Source organism: Pseudobdellovibrio sp. HCB154 (assembly GCF_046267985.1).
Taxonomy (GTDB): Bacteria; Bdellovibrionota; Bdellovibrionia; order Bdellovibrionales; family Bdellovibrionaceae; genus Pseudobdellovibrio.
In genome coordinates, this window is sequence record NZ_CP176530.1 from 1,112,033 (window position 1) to 1,128,884 (window position 16,852).

15 protein-coding genes are annotated in these 16,852 nt (G+C 39.6%); 8 read left to right on the forward strand and 7 right to left on the reverse strand.

The window, feature by feature from the left end; genetic code table 11:
• Positions 1–92: 92 nt before the first annotated feature.
• Positions 93–2,090, reverse strand: a complete 1,998-nt coding sequence (locus ACKWCF_RS05530; RefSeq protein WP_409479706.1) for a hypothetical protein — start codon at positions 2,088–2,090, stop codon at positions 93–95.
• Between the two features lie 115 nt (positions 2,091–2,205).
• On the opposite strand from ACKWCF_RS05530, the gene ACKWCF_RS05535 reads away from it, so the two are divergent.
• Positions 2,206–3,435: a hypothetical protein gene (locus ACKWCF_RS05535; protein WP_409479707.1), complete on the forward strand. Its 1,230-nt coding sequence runs from the start codon at positions 2,206–2,208 to the stop codon at positions 3,433–3,435.
• A 105-nt stretch (positions 3,436–3,540) separates the two neighbouring features.
• A complete protein-coding gene (locus ACKWCF_RS05540) occupies positions 3,541–4,497 on the forward strand; it encodes a potassium channel beta subunit family protein (RefSeq protein ID WP_409479708.1) in 957 nt (318 codons plus the stop codon).
• Between the two features lie 81 nt (positions 4,498–4,578).
• Here ACKWCF_RS05540 and ygiD read toward each other — a convergent pair whose 3' ends face one another.
• Positions 4,579–5,355, reverse strand: a complete 777-nt coding sequence (gene ygiD, locus ACKWCF_RS05545) for a 4,5-DOPA dioxygenase extradiol (RefSeq protein ID WP_409479709.1) — start codon at positions 5,353–5,355, stop codon at positions 4,579–4,581.
• A 65-nt stretch (positions 5,356–5,420) separates the two neighbouring features.
• Positions 5,421–6,047, reverse strand: coding sequence for a YceI family protein (locus ACKWCF_RS05550; RefSeq protein ID WP_409479710.1), 627 nt, complete (start codon positions 6,045–6,047; stop codon positions 5,421–5,423).
• A gap of 135 nt (positions 6,048–6,182) precedes the next feature.
• On the opposite strand from ACKWCF_RS05550, the gene ACKWCF_RS05555 reads away from it, so the two are divergent.
• On the forward strand, positions 6,183–7,082 hold the full coding sequence (locus tag ACKWCF_RS05555; RefSeq protein ID WP_409479711.1) for a LysR family transcriptional regulator: 900 nt from the start codon (positions 6,183–6,185) through the stop codon (positions 7,080–7,082).
• On the opposite strand, the gene ACKWCF_RS05560 is transcribed toward ACKWCF_RS05555, so the two are convergent.
• Positions 7,083–8,036 carry an alpha/beta fold hydrolase gene (locus ACKWCF_RS05560; RefSeq protein WP_409479712.1) on the reverse strand — a complete coding sequence of 318 codons (954 nt, stop codon included), beginning with the start codon at positions 8,034–8,036 and terminating at the stop codon, positions 7,083–7,085.
• 223 nt (positions 8,037–8,259) lie between these two features.
• Here ACKWCF_RS05560 and ACKWCF_RS05565 point away from each other — a divergent pair, with 223 nt between their 5' ends.
• The 5 genes from ACKWCF_RS05565 (at position 8,260) to ACKWCF_RS05585 (ending at position 12,661) form a co-directional block, all read left to right on the forward strand.
• Positions 8,260–8,847, forward strand: coding sequence for a hypothetical protein (locus tag ACKWCF_RS05565; RefSeq protein WP_409479713.1), 588 nt, complete (start codon positions 8,260–8,262; stop codon positions 8,845–8,847).
• 390 nt (positions 8,848–9,237) lie between these two features.
• Entirely contained in the window at positions 9,238–9,675 is a 438-nt protein-coding gene (locus ACKWCF_RS05570) for a helix-turn-helix domain-containing protein (protein WP_409479714.1), read from the forward strand.
• A 149-nt stretch (positions 9,676–9,824) separates the two neighbouring features.
• Positions 9,825–10,331 carry a hypothetical protein gene (locus tag ACKWCF_RS05575; protein ID WP_409479715.1) on the forward strand — a complete coding sequence of 169 codons (507 nt, stop codon included), beginning with the start codon at positions 9,825–9,827 and terminating at the stop codon, positions 10,329–10,331.
• Positions 10,332–10,469: 138 nt separating this feature from the next.
• Entirely contained in the window at positions 10,470–11,711 is a 1,242-nt protein-coding gene (locus tag ACKWCF_RS05580) for an RDD family protein (protein ID WP_409479716.1), read from the forward strand.
• Positions 11,708–12,661: a rhomboid family intramembrane serine protease gene (locus ACKWCF_RS05585; protein ID WP_409479717.1), complete on the forward strand. Its 954-nt coding sequence runs from the start codon at positions 11,708–11,710 to the stop codon at positions 12,659–12,661. Before ACKWCF_RS05580 ends, ACKWCF_RS05585 begins: the two co-directional genes overlap by 4 nt.
• Positions 12,662–12,724: 63 nt before the next feature.
• On the opposite strand, the gene ACKWCF_RS05590 is transcribed toward ACKWCF_RS05585, so the two are convergent.
• From ACKWCF_RS05590 to ACKWCF_RS05600, 3 genes are read right to left on the reverse strand one after another with little or no spacing between them, the layout of a single operon-like run.
• A complete protein-coding gene (locus ACKWCF_RS05590) occupies positions 12,725–15,709 on the reverse strand; it encodes a proline dehydrogenase family protein (protein WP_409479718.1) in 2,985 nt (994 codons plus the stop codon).
• A complete protein-coding gene (locus ACKWCF_RS05595; RefSeq protein WP_409479719.1) occupies positions 15,694–16,335 on the reverse strand; it encodes a fumarylacetoacetate hydrolase family protein in 642 nt (213 codons plus the stop codon). Before ACKWCF_RS05595 ends, ACKWCF_RS05590 begins: the two co-directional genes overlap by 16 nt.
• Positions 16,328–16,837, reverse strand: coding sequence for a phosphoglycerate mutase family protein (locus ACKWCF_RS05600; protein ID WP_409479720.1), 510 nt, complete (start codon positions 16,835–16,837; stop codon positions 16,328–16,330). The genes ACKWCF_RS05595 and ACKWCF_RS05600 overlap by 8 nt, the downstream gene beginning before the upstream one ends.
• Between the last annotated feature and the right edge of the window lie 15 nt (positions 16,838–16,852).

The window sequence follows — 16,852 nt, forward strand, 5'->3', positions numbered from 1 at the left end:
TGAGAGGCACTACCAAAATGTCCCTCGGGGTGATTTAGGCTTTTCCGTGCCCAAATTGCCCCGACGGAATGACAGAAAAAGAAACTAGCTTCTTAGTGCTGTTTCGTTAGAGTTTCGTTTTTTAACATAAGCTCAGGTAAAGAGTATGGCTTGCCATCTTCTTTAAGAAAGTTTCTTAAGTTGTACGAACGGTCTAAGATGTAGTTGTTTTGCTCGATAATATTTTTAAATAAGTTCACACGGTTAAAAGCTTCTTCAGAAGGGTATTTTAATACGCCCGAACCCGTTTCATGGCTTGAGTAAGCTAACTGAACTAATACACACTGAGAAACAGTTTCTGGGTTGATCACGTTAATCATGATCGGTAAACCGAATTCAGAGAAAATATCATTGTTCATTGTTAACTCGTCAAAAAGTCTGAATTTGTTATTTAAATCAACAAGGTTTGAGAAAATAGCCGTTAATTTTTTAACGATTTCATTCTTTTCATCTTCATCAACTTTACCGTTTAATGAGCTGATCGTGCTTAATAATTTAGAGACACGTTGGTCAACCACTTCGCGAGGTAAATTTTGGTTCAGTTCAAAAATTTTAGTTGTTACATAAAGTTCATAATTTAAGTAAGCATTGTGGTACTTATCGCGGATCTTGCCACCGACATGAGGGAACGGAACTTTGTTTTTAATTTCCTGCGGCATGTGTTGGCCAGTTGTTTCATAGAACTCTAAGTATTTGCTTTGGCGAAGACGATAGTGTTCACGCGATTTAGCAAAGTGAACGGCAACAACTTCAGTTTTGTTACCTTGTTGGTCAGCTTTGAATAATAAGTTTAACTGAGAACGTTTTTCTTTTTTCCAGTTGTCAAATAGGCTAAATTTTGAATTTTTACCGATAGAGTGTAAGAAAAAATGTTCTTTATCATTAATGCTATCACCAACAACTGCGATTTCCGCATCAGATGAATTTTTATCGCGTTTATATTTTACTAAACGGATTAAGTTAAATGTGCTTGAACTTTCATCGGCGTCAGTGTGATTTTCGGCGTTGATGATTTTGATCACACGGCGTTTTTCTGCCGGTAAATTTTTGTCTTCAGCAGCGATGGCATTAAATTGTGAAAGATCGGCAAATAAGTTTTCGTTAAATTGTCTGCGGTCTTTTAAGAATTGAGTCGCTGTAACATATTGGCGTAATAAATCGGTATTTAAGATTTTCATCTTTTGCGCAACGATAGAATCATATAAAGCGCGGGCTTCTGTAGATTCAAGATTTAAAACGTAGTCGCCAATGTATAGATCTGTCTTGCGGTCTGTTGTAGAACCAGAAAACACACGGTCATCTAATAATCTTTCGATAATTAAAGACGTTACCGGATCTTGGGCGTAAATTTTTACACCACCGAACCAGCCGCGGTTTTTATCGTTTACGGCGATAATTTTTAAACGGATTTGATTTTCAGTCATACGGAAGATCTGAATATCAAACTCTCCGGTGATGAAATAACGGTAACCAACATTAATTGGTAATAAATCGCCAGCTAAAGTTTTAGCTGTACCGACACTTGTTTCAAAAGATAGGGGAATGCGGTAACCGATAAAATCGCCAGTTTTAAAAACGAGTTTGTTATCTTTATCGCGGCGAAAGAAATCAGCCGCTGAGCGTGGGATTTTTGTAATTGGATCATAGGGTACACGTAATAATGAATCTTTACGGTTTGAAAATTGTTGGATGTAAGTGATTTTTTTAGAAGCATTGGCACCTACATGAACCGGAAGATCATATCCAAAGATACGTGAATCAACACCGGCTTTAATTTCCCAGATATCAATACCAGAATAGTTTTGCGCCACAGATGTATCTGAAACGAAATTGTATTTTCCGCCGATTTCGATACCGCGAAATAATTCAATAGATGGTAAACTGATTTTTTGACTTAACTTCGAGTTACGGATTGAATCTAAAAACTCACCCCACAGGCCGTCGCTTTTTTTAATCTCTTCTTTTGAAGCATCGGTTTGGGCAAAAGCGATGTTAGCGGTTAAAAGTAATGCAGCTGTCAAAGCCTTAAACAAATTCGTCCTGTGTTTCATAGGTATATCCTTTTAAATAGAGTCTTTATTCTTCGCTGGATTTAGATTGCGATTGCCGGACCAGGCTAAAGAATCTGGGTTGACATGTGTAAATTATATGTAAATATAGAGTGAGATGAGCTCAACACAGAATTTTCTTAAATATTTACTGGTGGATTTAAACTCCTTCTTTGCTTCGTGTGAGCAGCAGGATAACCCCAAGCTTCGTAATAAGCCGATTGCGGTGGTTCCGATGGTCACTGATAGTGCGACTATTATTGCTTCAAGTGTTGAAGCTAAACGAAAAGGCGTAAAGACTTTAACTAAAGTAGGCGAAGCCAAAAGACTGTGTCCTGGAATTATCTTTGTTGAAGGTCATCATAAACGGTATACCGAATACCACCATAAAATCGTTAAAGCGGTCGATGAAATCTGTCCGGTTGAAAAAGTCTTATCTATAGATGAGATGGTGTGTGAGTTGATCGGCCGCGAAATGGTTGAATCAACCGCCATCGAAATTGCGCGTAAAATTAAACATCATATAGAAACGACTGTCGGCGAATGTTTAACAACATCAATTGGCCTGGGGCCGAACATCATGATCGCTAAGATGGCGTCTGATTTAGTTAAGCCGAATGGTTTAGTTTCAGTGCCTCCACATAAAATCGGTGAAACTTTTGATCATCTCCCTATTGAAATCATTTCGGGTATTGGGCCGAACATGAAACGAAATTTAAACGCTAAAGGTTTTCATACGGTCGGTCAGTTGCGCGCTTTAAATCCACACCAATTAAAAGCGGTGTGGGGTGGAGTTGTCGGGTTACGTTTGGGCGAAGAGCTCGCAGGGCGAGATGTGCCGCGCGCTGAAAACGTAACTAAAGGAATGTCGCATGAACATGTTCTTCCGCCACAGTTACGTAATCCACAAGGTGGAACAGAGATTTTATTAAAACTTGCGACGAAGTTAAGTGCAAGGTTACGTGAAGGAAAGCAAAAATGTAAATCGCTTCACGTTTATATGAAAGATCAATATGGCCTTGATAGTTTAGATAAAACAATTTCGTTTGCCGAAACAGATGATACATTTTTTATTTTGCAACAGGTTAAAAAGCTGACTGAAAAAGGATCGCCTGAACGTCCGGTGAAAGTCGGCGTCGGTGTGTCAGGACTAAGTAATACGAATGAAGAACAATTAAGTTTATTTGCTGACCCGAAAACACAAAAATTGGGTCATGTTATGGATATTATCAATAAAAAATATGGAGCGAATACTTTAATACCTGCTGAATTTCTTGATGTGACGGATCAGGCCAAAGTTAAAATCTCATTTAATCATATTCCAAAAATAGGGGATGAATTTGATTGATTTGAAGAGTAGGATCTTTGCGATGCTCGCATCCTGCTGTTGCTTCTGACGACTTCCTGTCGTCAGACCGATAGGTGAACAGCCGAATTTTCGGAGGAAAGTTTTATGGAATATCGTCGTCTTGGTCAGGCAGGTCTTAAAGTTTCTGCTCTGTCTTTTGGTTCTTGGGTTACATTTTCAAATCAGGTGGATACAAAGCTTGCTGCCAATTGCATGGCGGCTGCGTATGAGCACGGAGTAAATTTTTTTGATAACGCTGAAGTTTATGCTGGCGGTAAATCAGAAGAAATCATGGGTGAAGTTCTAAAAAAATTAGAATGGCCACGTTTAAAATATATTGTGTCAACAAAATTTTACTGGGGCATTACAGATGGCCCGAATGAGCGTAATACTTTAAACCGTAAATATTTAATGAACGGTATTACGGGTTCACTTAAACGTTTACAAATGGATTACGTCGATCTTGTGTACTGTCATCGTCCTGACCCAAACACGCCGATTGAAGAAACAGTGTGGGCTATGCACGATATGATTGATCGTGATTATGCTTTATACTGGGGAACTTCTGAGTGGAGTGCGGCTGAAATCGATCAAGCTTATCAAATCGCCGAAAAATACCGCCTACGTAAACCAGTGGTTGAACAACCTCAATACAATTTATTATGGCGTGATCGCGTAGAAAAAGAATACGCTCCTATTTTTGAAAAATACGGCATGGGTTTAACAACTTGGTCACCGTTAGCGTCTGGTTTACTAACGGGTAAATACTTAGGTGGAAAAGTTCCTGAAGGTTCACGTTTAGCTTTAGAATCTTTAGGTTGGTTACGTGAAGAAGCGCTTGCTTCTGAAAAAACAAATAAAGTTCAGAAGTTTGTAAACATCGCCAAAGAATATTCTTTTGATCCAACTCAGTTGGCTTTAGCTTGGTGTTTGAAAAATAAAAATGTAAGCACAGTCATCACTGGAGCTTCGAAATTAGAACAAGTTCAACACAATATGAAGGCGATGGATTTAGTTGCTAAAATCGACGCTGAATTGTTGAAGAAATTAAATTCAATCTAAGATTGAATTTTCTAAATCTTAAAATAAAAAAAGAGCTAGCAACTTGCTAGCTCTTTTAGTTTGTGCGAATCGCAAAATCAATTAATCAAACCAATACGAACGCATCGCGATTGAACCATTTTGGATTTCGTTAAAAACAACCTCTGGTCCTTTTGTGTGGGTTTCATAACTAGCACCTAAACAGTACACAAGGGGTAAAAAGTGTTCTGGGGTAGGTACAGCCATGTTCGCATTCGGTTGTTCGCGCCAGTGTTCAATTAAATTTTTATCGTCACGCACGCGCACTTGTGAATTTACCCAAGCATCAAAGTTGGCAGCCCACGGCATAACCGGAGCTTTTTCTTTCCAGTCAAAGTTACGTAGGTTGTGAACAATATTACCTGAACCTAAGATCAAGATATTTTGTTCGCGTAAATCCGCAAGTTTTTCGGCTAAACGATAATGTTCAACAAAAGATTTGCTGCGATCTAAACTTAACTGCACAACCGGAATATCGGCCTTCGGAAAAAGGTGAACTAAAGTCGACCAAGTTCCATGATCTAAACCCCAGTTGTTTTCTGAAGGCTTAATTCCAAGGTCTGATTTTTTATCAAACATTTGCGGGTAACCGGCAGGGCGGTATTTTAATTCATACAGCTCATCCGGAAATCCATACATATCATAGATCTGTTTTGGATTTGTATCTGCCGTAAAGTAAGTGCCATGATCTGTTTCCCAATGGGCCGAAACCATTAAGATCGCTTTAGGTCTGTGCTTTAATAAACGTTCTCCTAAAGCATTTAATGTTCGCGAGTATTCATTATCAGCTAACGCATTCATAGGGGAACCGTGGCCAATAAATAAAACGGGTTGTCTCATGGCTACCTCCTTTCGCTAGATAAAAAGGGAAGGGCGAATTACTTCGCCGTTTTGCCGAAGGCGAACTACTTCGCCTTCGCACCTTGTACTTTTAGAGTGATTGTTACTTCGTCGCCAACAACGGGGCCGACTTCAACAGCTTTGCTCCATTTTAAACCGTAGTCTTGACGGTTGATTTTAGTTGTCGCAGTGAAAGCGGCTTTATCGTTACCGTAAGCATCTTTAGCTATACCTAAGAATTTACCATCTAAAGAAACTTCTCTAGTTTTGTCTTTGATTGTTAAATCACCCACCACTGTGAACTTTTCTGGAGAGCCAGTGATTTTTTTACTTTTGAAAGTCATATTCGGGTATTTAGTTGCATCAAAGAAATCGGCGCTCTTTAAGTGTTTGTCACGGTCACCGTTAGAGGTGTCGATGGATGCTGTATCAATCTTAGCTGTTACTTTTGAATCTGTGAATTTTTCAGCGAATTCAATTTCACCTTCAAATTTTGTAAAACGGCCTTCAACTGACGAAATCACTAAATGCGGGATTTCAAAACCTACTTTAGAGTGGGCAGGGTCGATGGCGTATTTGCCAGCTTGGCTCGTTGCAGCTGCAGCAGCCTTAGAATCTTTTTTGTCGGCTGCATAAGTTGTAAAGCCGAAAGCTGAAATAGCTAGTGCGATTAATAGTGTGTTTTTGTTCATTGTCATACTCCTTGTTTAAAACAATGTTTGGTTATTCAAATTACAATTAGTATCGCCCGAAATTCAGTGTTGCAAAAGACCCAATAATTGGAAATAATTGTTCCACTATTGGAACAATAGTAATAGAGGAATTATATGACTGAACAATTGGGCTTAGATCTGAACCTTGCTAAAATTTATGTCAAAGTGATCGAGTATAAGAGCTTTAGCGGGGCGGCACGCATGCTACGCCTGCCAAAGTCCACGGTGTCTCGCTCGGTCAGTCAGTTAGAAAAAGACTTAGGAATACAGTTGATTCTTAGAACGACTCGTCAATTCAGCATGACTCACCAGGGTGAGAAATTCTACCACGACTGCCGACACCTCCTTAGCGACTTTGAAGTTAAAGTTAATCAACTCTTAGAAAGCAAAAAGGGTGCTCAAGGCACTATTCGAGTAACGGCTCCTCTTGATTTAGGAGTAGCGGTCTTAAATCCATTCATTATCGAATTCACACAAGCTTACCCCGGTGTTGAAATCGAAGTTGATTACTCTGATGAGGTGATTAACTTAGTGCGCGAAGGAATTGATTTAGCTTTGCGTATCGGCACCCCGAAAGACAGCCGTCTTAAGATGAAAAAAATCGGGGAGTCGGGATTTTCGATTGTGGCAACTCACGACTATTGGCAGCGCCGAGGGTATCCCCAAAAGCCCGCTGATTTAGACAAGTTGACCTATATGCATTTCAGCCGTTTAGGCCGAGCGATCAAGTTCAGTAACGGTAAAGACAGTTTTGATGTGAAGAACGATCCACGTATTGCGATCAATAACTTAGAGTCATTAAAAAATATCGTGATGGCTTCGCAAGGTTTTGGCGTTATTCCAGATTTTTTTGTGAAAGCAGAAATTCAACAAGGGAAGTTAGCGGCTGTTTTAGAGTCTTATAAAACGCCAGCGGTTCCGATCTACTGGGCGATGCCAGAGCATAAAGAAAATGCCCCAGCGATTAAAAACTTTAGGGAGTTTGTCACTCCCAAAATTCGTTCGGTTTTATAATTATAAAAGTAAAAGCATGTTGCCAACATTCGAGTAGAACTGAATTTGGCGATCGCGGATAAGCTTAGGGTTACGTACACCTAATAAGTAGAAGTGACGGTAGTCTAAAACCTGTTCCCAGTGTTCTAAGCCTAAAACAACAGATCTATCAGCACGAACTTTATTTAAAGTTTTTTCTGTCGTTGGAATTTCTGTCGTGTGAACAGCTGATTCATAACTAACTACGCCATCAGAAGGACCTGTGATGAACTTATCAGTTACACTTAATACCGCCGACATGTTGGCCGCGTTTGTGATATCCCAGTTAACTGGTTGGTATCCACCGTAAGCGATAATTTTTAAAGCCGAAGGCACGCGCACAGATTTAATAAACTGTTGTGTGAATGGAGTTGTTAGTTGGCGAAGACCATCTAAGTGAGCCCAGTCCATTAATGTTTTAAATAACCAAGAGTTTTCGCGCCAGTTCTCTACGAACTCAACACCATTAAATGGCGTACTTACCGTGACAAGAGTTTTCACATCGCGAGCGCCTTTATTGATAGCGTATAGGGCGTATAAACCACCAGCGCTATGGCCAACTACGTTTAATTGAGCGTTCGGAGCTAGTTTACGAAGGTTTTGGAATAAATAAAGAACGCGTTCGCCGTTTTCTTCGATGGTTCCAACCGGGTTAAGCTTTTGCGCGATAACCACAGTAAAGCCTTTAGCTTGCATCGCTGAAACGATGTCGCTTGAGAAGTACTCTGGCGCAAAGGAGTTGAAAAAGCCCGGAACGAACACAACGATGCGTTTCGTGCTGGCTGAAAGCTTGTCTGTTGTTAACACTTTGTTAACATTGGCTTCGGCCGTAGGCATTTCGAACGTGGCCGCTTCTAATTTAGATTCACCGGCGTTCAATAACAGTGGTGAAAACACCACACATAAAGACAGAATTAAAGTTGTAAGTTTTACCATGTATCCCCCCTGGAAAACTTGCGTAAGTTGGGTAAGAACCTATGCCTTAGAACCTTGATCTGTCACTCTCGGTGAATGAAAAAAACAAAAATTAGAGTGAAAGCCCTATAAAATTAACTTGATAATCCTTTTACAGTAATTTGACATATTGCGACATCGCTTGAATTAGGGTATAAAGGTAGGCGTTTCAGACACAGTACGAATGACTTGGGGGAAGAACTATATGTCAAATGCGGAATCAACTCCGGCAGCACTTAATGTATTAGATGGTGCACTAGAAAAAGAAATCAAAGAAGTAGTAGTTACGAAAGCTGCCAAAGACGAAGACCATGACAGCGATGACATGGATATGGAGCAAGACAAAGTTCACGACCGTTTCGGCGGTGGTGATGATGATATCTCTTTAGATAACTCAAATGCAGTTAACTTATTATCTGAAGAAGATGAAGACTTTAACTTCGATGCAGTAGAAAACATTTTAGATTTACCTGAAAATGAATTTCCAAAATTCACTTTAGCTAAAAATAAAGCGCGTTTCTTACGTATGGTAAGTTGGTATCGTCAAAAAGAAGAGTGGATCGAAGTAGCTCCATTATCTGGCGTACAAAAGCTTTTCAAACAACAAACGAAAGAGCTTGAAGGTATCCGCGCATCTAAAATGGATTACGAAATGGAACTTGAGACAGGAACATTAACTCCGTCACAACGTTCTTACAAACGTGACGAATTAAAAATGTGCCGTGTACAAGAGAAAATGGCTGTGCACTTAATTTCTAAGTTACAGTTAAAAATCAAATCGGGTCGTCGCTAGTCGCTCCGTAAAAAATTGAATATCGATTTTGAAAAGGATCATGTAAAACATGATCCTTTTTTTATTTGTTCACTCTGTATTTGCGAATTTCATTTCGTAGTGTCTCTGATCTTACGCTTTAAATCAGATTGGGACAGTTATTCGCCCTTAATTTGACCTCCATCTTTAGGCCAGAAAATTCTGTTTTGAGGCGCTTAAAACCGCTTATAATCGTTTACGCAAGAATTCAGTCATCTTTTTTCAACTGACCCCTAAAGGTTTTTTATTTCATTCCGATACATTCATTGTGAGTCGTTTGATTCAAGACGAGAAATAAAAACTCTCTCTAAGAAGCAGACACTTTAGATTTTTATTTAATGGCGTAACGCCGACGATTAAAGAGGAGGCCTAATGGCTCGATCATTTGTATACATTGTATCAGAGAATCCTGAAGTCGTTGAGAAGGTGAAAAAATCTTGCGAAGGTCAAGATGTTAGCTTTTTCAATTATTCGGGACCGCAATGGAGAGAAGGAATGGAAAATCCATTCTTCAGAACACAATTAACTAACGGTGTTCCGGCTCTTACTGCAGGTTTAACACCAGTTAACAATGAAGGTGGCGGAAACGTAGTTTCTTTCCCTACAGCATCAACTGGACAAACAGAAAAAGTTCAGAAGATGGAAGACATGGAAGCTCGTGCTATCGAAGCTGCTATTTACCAATACAAAGGTAATTTAACAGAAGCGGCGAAAGCATTAGGTATCGGCCGTGCGACTCTTTATCGTAAAGTAAAACAATATCACATCGACCCCTCCCAAGCTCGACGTCGTAAGTTAGTTGCTGCTTAGTCTTCGACTAAGTTGTAGCCGCACCTACGAACGATATTAAAAACTTAAATTGAATCAATTTAAAACGAACGGCTGGACCTTAGGTCTGGCCGTATCGTTTTTTTGCCGTTTGTGTGAGAGAATAATTAAGTAACCCAGCGGAGAAACTAATGAATAAAAACAAAATTTTTGTAGCCCTTGTAGGTGTCATCGCCATCGCTTTTGCAACTCATTATTTCTTTGTAAAAAACATCGAAGATAAAGAGCGTGAAGTAGCAAGCTTTGGTGAAAGAAATTCTGCTGAACAAATCAAATGGGAACAAAATTTAGCTCGTGATTTATCAGCGGGAAAAGTAAAAACACAGTTAGGTTCACAAGTTTCTTGGCAAGATGTTTTTGTTTATGAATTCTTACGTGGCCAATACAATGTTTCTGTAAAACAAGGTCAGATTGATCGTATTACTTTACAAGAGCAGCACCAGGGTTTTGCTATTGATGTAAATCAATTTATGAAAGACTACGGCTCTAAAATTAAAAAATTTTCTAAATTTGAAATCAAAAAAGTTGATTCTCAGCAAGATATCGTCGAGCTTATCGATGCTTCGGGACACGATGCGGGAGCTTTCTTATTTAACCGCAACGACCAAGGTCGTGTCACTGAAATCGTTGTTCAATAATTTACGCCGCTGCGCTGGCTGGCTTTCCTAGCCGGCCTTTCTGACCGCTTCCTGCGGTCAGATGGATTGGTCTTGAATTCATTCTTAATATTTACAATTTAGACTCTGTTTTTCACTCTTAAATACCGATGAGAAATCATGGTATTTCCAGATTTAAATTCATTTGAATTGTCTTCGCAAAAACATAAACCACTTGTGCCGATTCGCATTCTATCAACTGTGATCGATTATTTTATCTTCGCACCGGTGATCAGTTTTTTAATTCTAGTATTTTTTCACAGCGGTGTAGATATCTACCGTTCTTTTCCTAAATCTACCGAAGCGCAATCGGTGTTTGGTTATCTGGTTGTAGGCTATGTGATTTTATCTACGTTCTTTCAGGCGCTTTTTATGTCTTTTATGGGAGCAACGCCGGGCCAATTTTTTTTAAAACTTCATGTTGAATTTAAAAACACACAGTATCCACTTTTTTTACAAGCTTGGGCTCGTCAGTTAGGTTTTGTTTTAAGTTTTTTGTTCTTGGGTATTCCATTTTTAAAAGCCTTAGCTGATGAAAACGGGCAGTGCTTTTATGAAAAGATGACCGAATCACAGTTGTATTCAAAATGGCCTATGGATCGCCATTCTTATTTTTACAAAGCGATTGAAGTAGATCGTAAGTTCTGGTCAGCTTCGCTTGCGACAATCAGTTCGTTTTTAATTTTCTTAGGTCTTGTGATGTTCTGGAAGAATTATCAATTTGTTCTAACGTCTCCTGATAGTTACGCGAAAATGAAGAGTAAGAAAAAATCGTGTACTGAATTTGTTCATTTAGATTCAACTGATCGCTTACGTTACGCGATTGCGATGAACTTAGTGGGTACGGTTTCTGATGCGTGTTTAGATCAAGAAGCTGATTTTGTTTTATGGCGTAATTTTACTGATGACCGCGCTTTGGCTTATTTTGCCAAGTTTGTGACAAGCTCAAACGATACTGTTGAGGATAAATACCTTGATCAAGCCTGTATAGAGGATTCTAAATCTGAAGGCTGCTACTGGGCTACGACATTTGTTAAAAATAACTTCTCTGAAATTCGTAAAAGTCCAGAAATGGCCAATACGATTTTAGGTAAAGTGCTTCTGTATGAATTTGCTTCTAAAGGAAACACAAAAAAACGTATTCAGGCATTTAATGATTTAAAAGAGTATTCTGAGTTTAAGAGTGTAAAAAAATATCTTCTTTTAGAAAATCTAAATGATTTAGCAAAAGAACAAGAAGCGTTAGCTTCAAGAACAGAATTACGTGACCCGAAATCACGTCGTCCTGCTAATTTTGAACCGCTAAAAAAAGAACCGCTTTTAGACAGTGATGAAATTAAAACGCTGATCGAGGATTTATGATTTTTCCTGGCGATATTTATCATCATAAAATTCAGCCAAGCCTGACTCCGGTGTGGGTGATGATTGCGGTCAATGTTTTTGTCTATTTGTTTACTTTAATAGGCTTCTCTGACCCGGGTAGAAATTATCGCCATGAAGTTTATCAAGAAAAAGTTGCAAAGCTTTCAGAGATGTATCGTCAAACATTAGATCCGGTAGAATTAGAAACTTTTGATCCAAGTAATGTGCAGGTGATGATTCGTGATTCACGGTTTTGGGTACGTGCCCAAAATTTTCCGTTTAAAGGTGATCAGGTAAAAATCGAAGATACAAAGTTATTTTTATCTGAGCTTCGTTCAGAATATTTAAAATCTCCACAATACACTTTTGGTTTATCGCCATCACCCACGTCTTTATGGGCGTGGTTAACTTATCAGTTTTTACACACAGGATTTTTTCATTTAGCGATGAATTTATTTTTCTTGTATTTAGTTTTAACGGTGTTGCAAAAACATATCCCACACACGTGGGTTTATTCCGTTTATGTGTTAAGTGGCTTAGGCGGCGGTGTTGCGTACCTGTTTATGAACCAATTTAATGAGATTGCGGTACTTGGCGCCAGTGGTGCTATTTGCGGTTTAATGGCTTTCTTAGCCGTTGTGGCGAATACGCGAAACATTGAGTGGAGTTACTTTTTATCGCCGTTAAACGGCTATTACGGCGTAATTTATTTGCCGGCTTTTTTACTTTTTCCGGTTTATTTAGTTTCTGATTTTACAACAGTACTTTACTACAACACAGGTATTCAGGCTTCAGTTGCGCATTCAGCGCACATCGGTGGTACGATCACGGGTTTTACTTTAGGTTTGTATTATCTGTATGATCAGCGAGTAAAAAAGCATATCTTAAAAGAATGGGGCCATGCTTTATCTCGCGAAGACTATTCAGATCTTCGCGATAAAGTCGGGTAGAAATAAAAAAAGGGACGTTACCGTCCCTTTTTTTATTTTATAAGTATATGAATACTACTACGACTATTGATTTTCTTCTGGAGCGAAACCGCGTCTCATTGTGTTTTCTGTCACAACGATTGGCTCAGTGAATTGTTTTAAATAATCAGGGCCGCCGGTTTTTGAACCGATACCTGACATTTTGTATCCACCGAACGGGTGACGATCGACCATGGCACCTGTGATACCGCGGTTGATGTACATGTTACCCACTTCAAGATCATGCTTAACACGTTCAATGTTAGCTGGGCTTCTTGAGAAGATACCGCCAGTTAAGGCGTATTCAGTAGAGTTCGCGATTTCTAAAGCATGAGTTAAATCTTTCGCGCGAATCATCGCCACGATTGGGCCGAAGAATTCGTTTTGAGCCACATCGTCAGAACCTTTCACATCACCAAAGATTGTGATCGGAACGAAGAAGCCACCTTGCGGAGATTCACCTTTAAATAACACTTTATATTTTGCTGAAGCTTGCGCGATTGAATTGTTTAAACGCGTGTAAGCTTCTTCATCGACAACTGGTCCGAAATATCCTTTTGGATTTTCAGCTGAAGAGATTTCGATTGATTTAGCACCTTCAACTAAACGTTGAGTGAATTTTTCGTAAACTTCATCTAATACGATCACACGAGAAGCTGCAGAACATTTTTGACCTGCAAAACCAAATGCTGAGTATAGAACGCCATCTACGGCTTCATCTAAATCTGCATCGCTATCAATGATCACGGCATTTTTACCGCCCATTTCGATAATACAACGCTTAACGTGCTGCTGGCCTGGTTGAACAACGGCCGCGTTTTTAGCGATTAATAAACCCACAACTTTAGATCCTGTGAAAGCGATCGTTGTTGTATGAGCATGCTTCACGATGTAATCACCCACGATCTCACCATAACCTGGTAAGAATTGAAGAGCGCCATCAGGAAGACCAGCCTGTTTAAATAAATCGTAAAGACCTTGAGCCACTAATGAAGATTGCTCTGCCGGTTTCATAACAACTGTATTGCCAGTTACTAAGGCCGCAGCCACTTGACCAGCTAAGATCGCAAGCGGGAAGTTCCATGGAGAGATAACCGCTACAACACCACGAGGTTTGTAGATGTATTGGCTCACTTCACCTGGAGCGTGACCCACGCGTAATGGACGCGCTAATTCACGTTGGTGACGGGCGTAGTAACGTAAGAAGTCGATCGCCTCAGCGACGTCAGCATCTGCTTCAGCCCAAGGTTTACCTACTTCAACGATTTGGTGAGCCATTAATTTGTATTTATTTTTCACCATTAAATCAGCTACGTCGTCTAAGTATTTAGCGCGACGGAAGCTATCAACGTTTTTCCAAGTTTTAAAACCTTCTTGCGCTTTTTGCATAGCTTGTTCTGCTGTTTCAGTAGAAGCCATTGTTACATCAGCCACAACTTGTGAGTTGTTAGAAGGGTTCACACGTTTAAAAGATTCACCAGTTGAAACTTTTTTGCCACCAATGATTGGTTCAATTTTAACTGGTAACTGAGATTTTAAATTAGCGATCGCTTTTAAAGTTTCAGTACGAACTTCTTCAACAGCGAAGTCTAAGTAGGGTTCATTGTAGAAATCAGTTGGTTTAGTTTCAGGAGTTGGATTTGTCGGTGTTAAGCCAATGGCTGGATCTTTTAATAATTCAGCTGTTGTTTTGCCTTCAGCAAATTTTCCACGTAACCAAGATTCGTTCGATGTATTTTCTAATAAACGACGCACAAGGTACGCCATACCCGGAATTAATTCACCCACGGGAGCGTATTCACGAACACGGTAACCCATGTCTGATAAAGCTTTTTTGATCGGCTCGGCCATTCCGTATAACATTTGGATTTCGTAAGCGTTTTTAGGTAAGCCAAGTTGTTCAGCTTTAACTAACGCTGCAGAAATTGTACGAACGTTGTGAGAAGCTAAAGCTACACGAATGAATTTGTAGTTTTCTAGTAAGTAGCCTGCGCACATTTCGTAGTTCGCATCTGATTCAGCTTTATTTAAGTAAACTGGAATTGACCAGTTTTTTTGTTTCGCTTCGATCGTTTCAGAATCCCAGTAAGCGCCTTTTACTAAACGAATAGTAAATGGTGTGCCACGTTTTTTTGCGAACTCAGTTAAATCTTTTACGTCAGCGTATGAATCACGTAAGTAAGCTTGTACTACGCAACCGAAGAAACGGTAGCTAGCAAATTCAGGCTCAGAGATTAACTCTTTGAAAACTTCTACAGTTAAATGTTTTACTCCGTAGTGTTCCATATCTAAGTTTACGAACACGCCAAGATCCATACCTTTTTTGAAGATTGGACGAAGACGATCTTTCAACATTGTTTTAGATTCATCCCAGGCTTTGTCGTTAATCTGAGAATAAACCGCAGTCATTTTTACTGACACGTTGATTTTTGGAATCGCGCCATCAGCATCACGGTCTAAAAGTGGAATCTCTTCCCATTTGAGAGCGTCTTTAGCAAGCCATTCGATTAATTCGATATAACGCTTTTGATATTCTAAAGCTTCTTTTTCAGAAAGAGTGGCTTCACCTAAAATATCAACTGTGAAAGTTAAATTGTTTTTACGGGCTTTTTTCAAGACAGTTAAAGCTTCATCAGGCGTTTCACCAGTGATGAACATCTTAGCCATTGAAGTTACGTTCTTTTTAATCGCGCCGGCCATTAAGCCCGGAGCTAAAGAACCTAAGCCTAAGCCCACGTTGAAGACTGAAGGAAGTTCTGCTTTACCACCTTCAGAGAAATATTCTTTTAAGTGAGTGGCTACGCCGTCAGAAGTTGTAAGAGATGGTAACACGTCCACGAAACGAAACATGTTCGTTTTGAATTTTTCATTCTTCATCGACCAGTCCATCACTGAACCGTACCAGAAGTCTTTTGAAAATAGTGAACCTTTAGATTGAGATTCCATACGACGTAGGATCTCTTCGCCCTTAGTTTGGATTTTTAACTGATTGTCTTGCATGCCTAAGTTTTTACTTAGTTCACGTCCCATTGGCAAACTAAAAGCGGCTGGTTATGAGAGCGTGTTTTGTCTCTCAAAATCGCCTCTAATTTATCACCAGATTTTAGTTGTCCGACACCTGACGGGGTGCCCGTTAAAAGAACATCGTGCGGCGCTACGGGGAAATGCGTTTTAACATATTTTAAAAGCGTTTCGGGGCTAAAGATCATGTCAGAAGCATTGCCTAATTGTTTAGTTTCGTTATTAATTTTTAATTCGAGCTGCAGTGATTCAAGATTAGGCACACTATTCAATTCTAGCCATGGGCCTAGCGGGCAGGAATCAGTAAATGATTTAGCTAATGTCCACGGAAGGCCGTTTTTTTTAGCATCAGATTGAGCATCGCGTGCTGTCAAATCAAGCGCTAAAGTGAAGTGTGAAAATTCCAAATTTTCATTTAGCCAGAACGCGATTTCTAATTCGTGATGAATTTCTTTCGACCAAGCGGGTAAGTGAATCACGCTGCCTGAAGAAATTGTTGTTCCTGATTTTAAAAAAATCACAGGATTTGCAGGAACTTCGGCTTTCATTTCTTTGGCGTGATCAGCGTAGTTACGGCCTGCGGCCCACACGTTACGAATTAAATTTGAATGAAAAGTATTTTTCTCGTTAGCCATTAGCAGCTCCGCGTGATTTGAACATCCAGATCCCATCTTCACCAATTTGAAACTGAATAAATTGCGCAGGTGACCAGCCGGCGAATTCAAAAGAAGTTAAATTTTTATCACTGTCGATGACAGTCATCGCTTCTTCGACCCAGTCATAGTGAGTGCAGGCATAAACGACTTGATTTTTATTTTCTGGTTGTGAAGCTTGGTAGGTGTAAAGGTTAACTAATTTTTGAACGCGGGCGCGAAACTGTTGAGCTGTTTCGTTCATCTCGCGTAAGTTTAATTCATTTTTGATTTCGTGTTTGGGTTTAAAATTTTCGATTAAATCATTCAGTGTTTCTTTGGTTCTGATTTTATCTGAATATAAACAAACAGTAGGCACTGGAAGCGCGTTGTCTTGCACCATTTTTAAAAGCTGACGAGCTTGTTCATGGCCTTTTACGCTTAAGTTAGGGTTTTCAGGAGGATCCATCGACTTATGGCCGTGCCGTAATAAAATGAAAATCATGTGTTAATCCTGCTA

Bases quoted from the DNA above. Each gene is read 5' to 3' on its own strand.
- ACKWCF_RS05540 (WP_409479708.1), top strand. From the start codon at position 3,541: ATGGAATATCGTCGTCTTGGTCAGGCAGGTCTTAAAGTTTCTGCTCTG.
- ACKWCF_RS05530 (WP_409479706.1), bottom strand. From the start codon at position 2,090: ATGAAACACAGGACGAATTTGTTTAAGGCTTTGACAGCTGCATTACTT.
- ACKWCF_RS05590 (WP_409479718.1), bottom strand. From the start codon at position 15,709: ATGGGACGTGAACTAAGTAAAAACTTAGGCATGCAAGACAATCAGTTA.
- ACKWCF_RS05565 (WP_409479713.1), top strand. From the start codon at position 8,260: ATGTCAAATGCGGAATCAACTCCGGCAGCACTTAATGTATTAGATGGT.
- ACKWCF_RS05585 (WP_409479717.1), top strand. From the start codon at position 11,708: ATGATTTTTCCTGGCGATATTTATCATCATAAAATTCAGCCAAGCCTG.
- ACKWCF_RS05560 (WP_409479712.1), bottom strand. From the start codon at position 8,036: ATGGTAAAACTTACAACTTTAATTCTGTCTTTATGTGTGGTGTTTTCA.
- ACKWCF_RS05580 (WP_409479716.1), top strand. From the start codon at position 10,470: ATGGTATTTCCAGATTTAAATTCATTTGAATTGTCTTCGCAAAAACAT.
- ygiD (WP_409479709.1), bottom strand. From the start codon at position 5,355: ATGAGACAACCCGTTTTATTTATTGGCCACGGTTCCCCTATGAATGCG.
- ACKWCF_RS05575 (WP_409479715.1), top strand. From the start codon at position 9,825: ATGAATAAAAACAAAATTTTTGTAGCCCTTGTAGGTGTCATCGCCATC.
- ACKWCF_RS05570 (WP_409479714.1), top strand. From the start codon at position 9,238: ATGGCTCGATCATTTGTATACATTGTATCAGAGAATCCTGAAGTCGTT.
- ACKWCF_RS05550 (WP_409479710.1), bottom strand. From the start codon at position 6,047: ATGAACAAAAACACACTATTAATCGCACTAGCTATTTCAGCTTTCGGC.
- ACKWCF_RS05595 (WP_409479719.1), bottom strand. From the start codon at position 16,335: ATGGCTAACGAGAAAAATACTTTTCATTCAAATTTAATTCGTAACGTG.
- ACKWCF_RS05535 (WP_409479707.1), top strand. From the start codon at position 2,206: ATGAGCTCAACACAGAATTTTCTTAAATATTTACTGGTGGATTTAAAC.
- ACKWCF_RS05600 (WP_409479720.1), bottom strand. From the start codon at position 16,837: ATGATTTTCATTTTATTACGGCACGGCCATAAGTCGATGGATCCTCCT.
- ACKWCF_RS05555 (WP_409479711.1), top strand. From the start codon at position 6,183: ATGACTGAACAATTGGGCTTAGATCTGAACCTTGCTAAAATTTATGTC.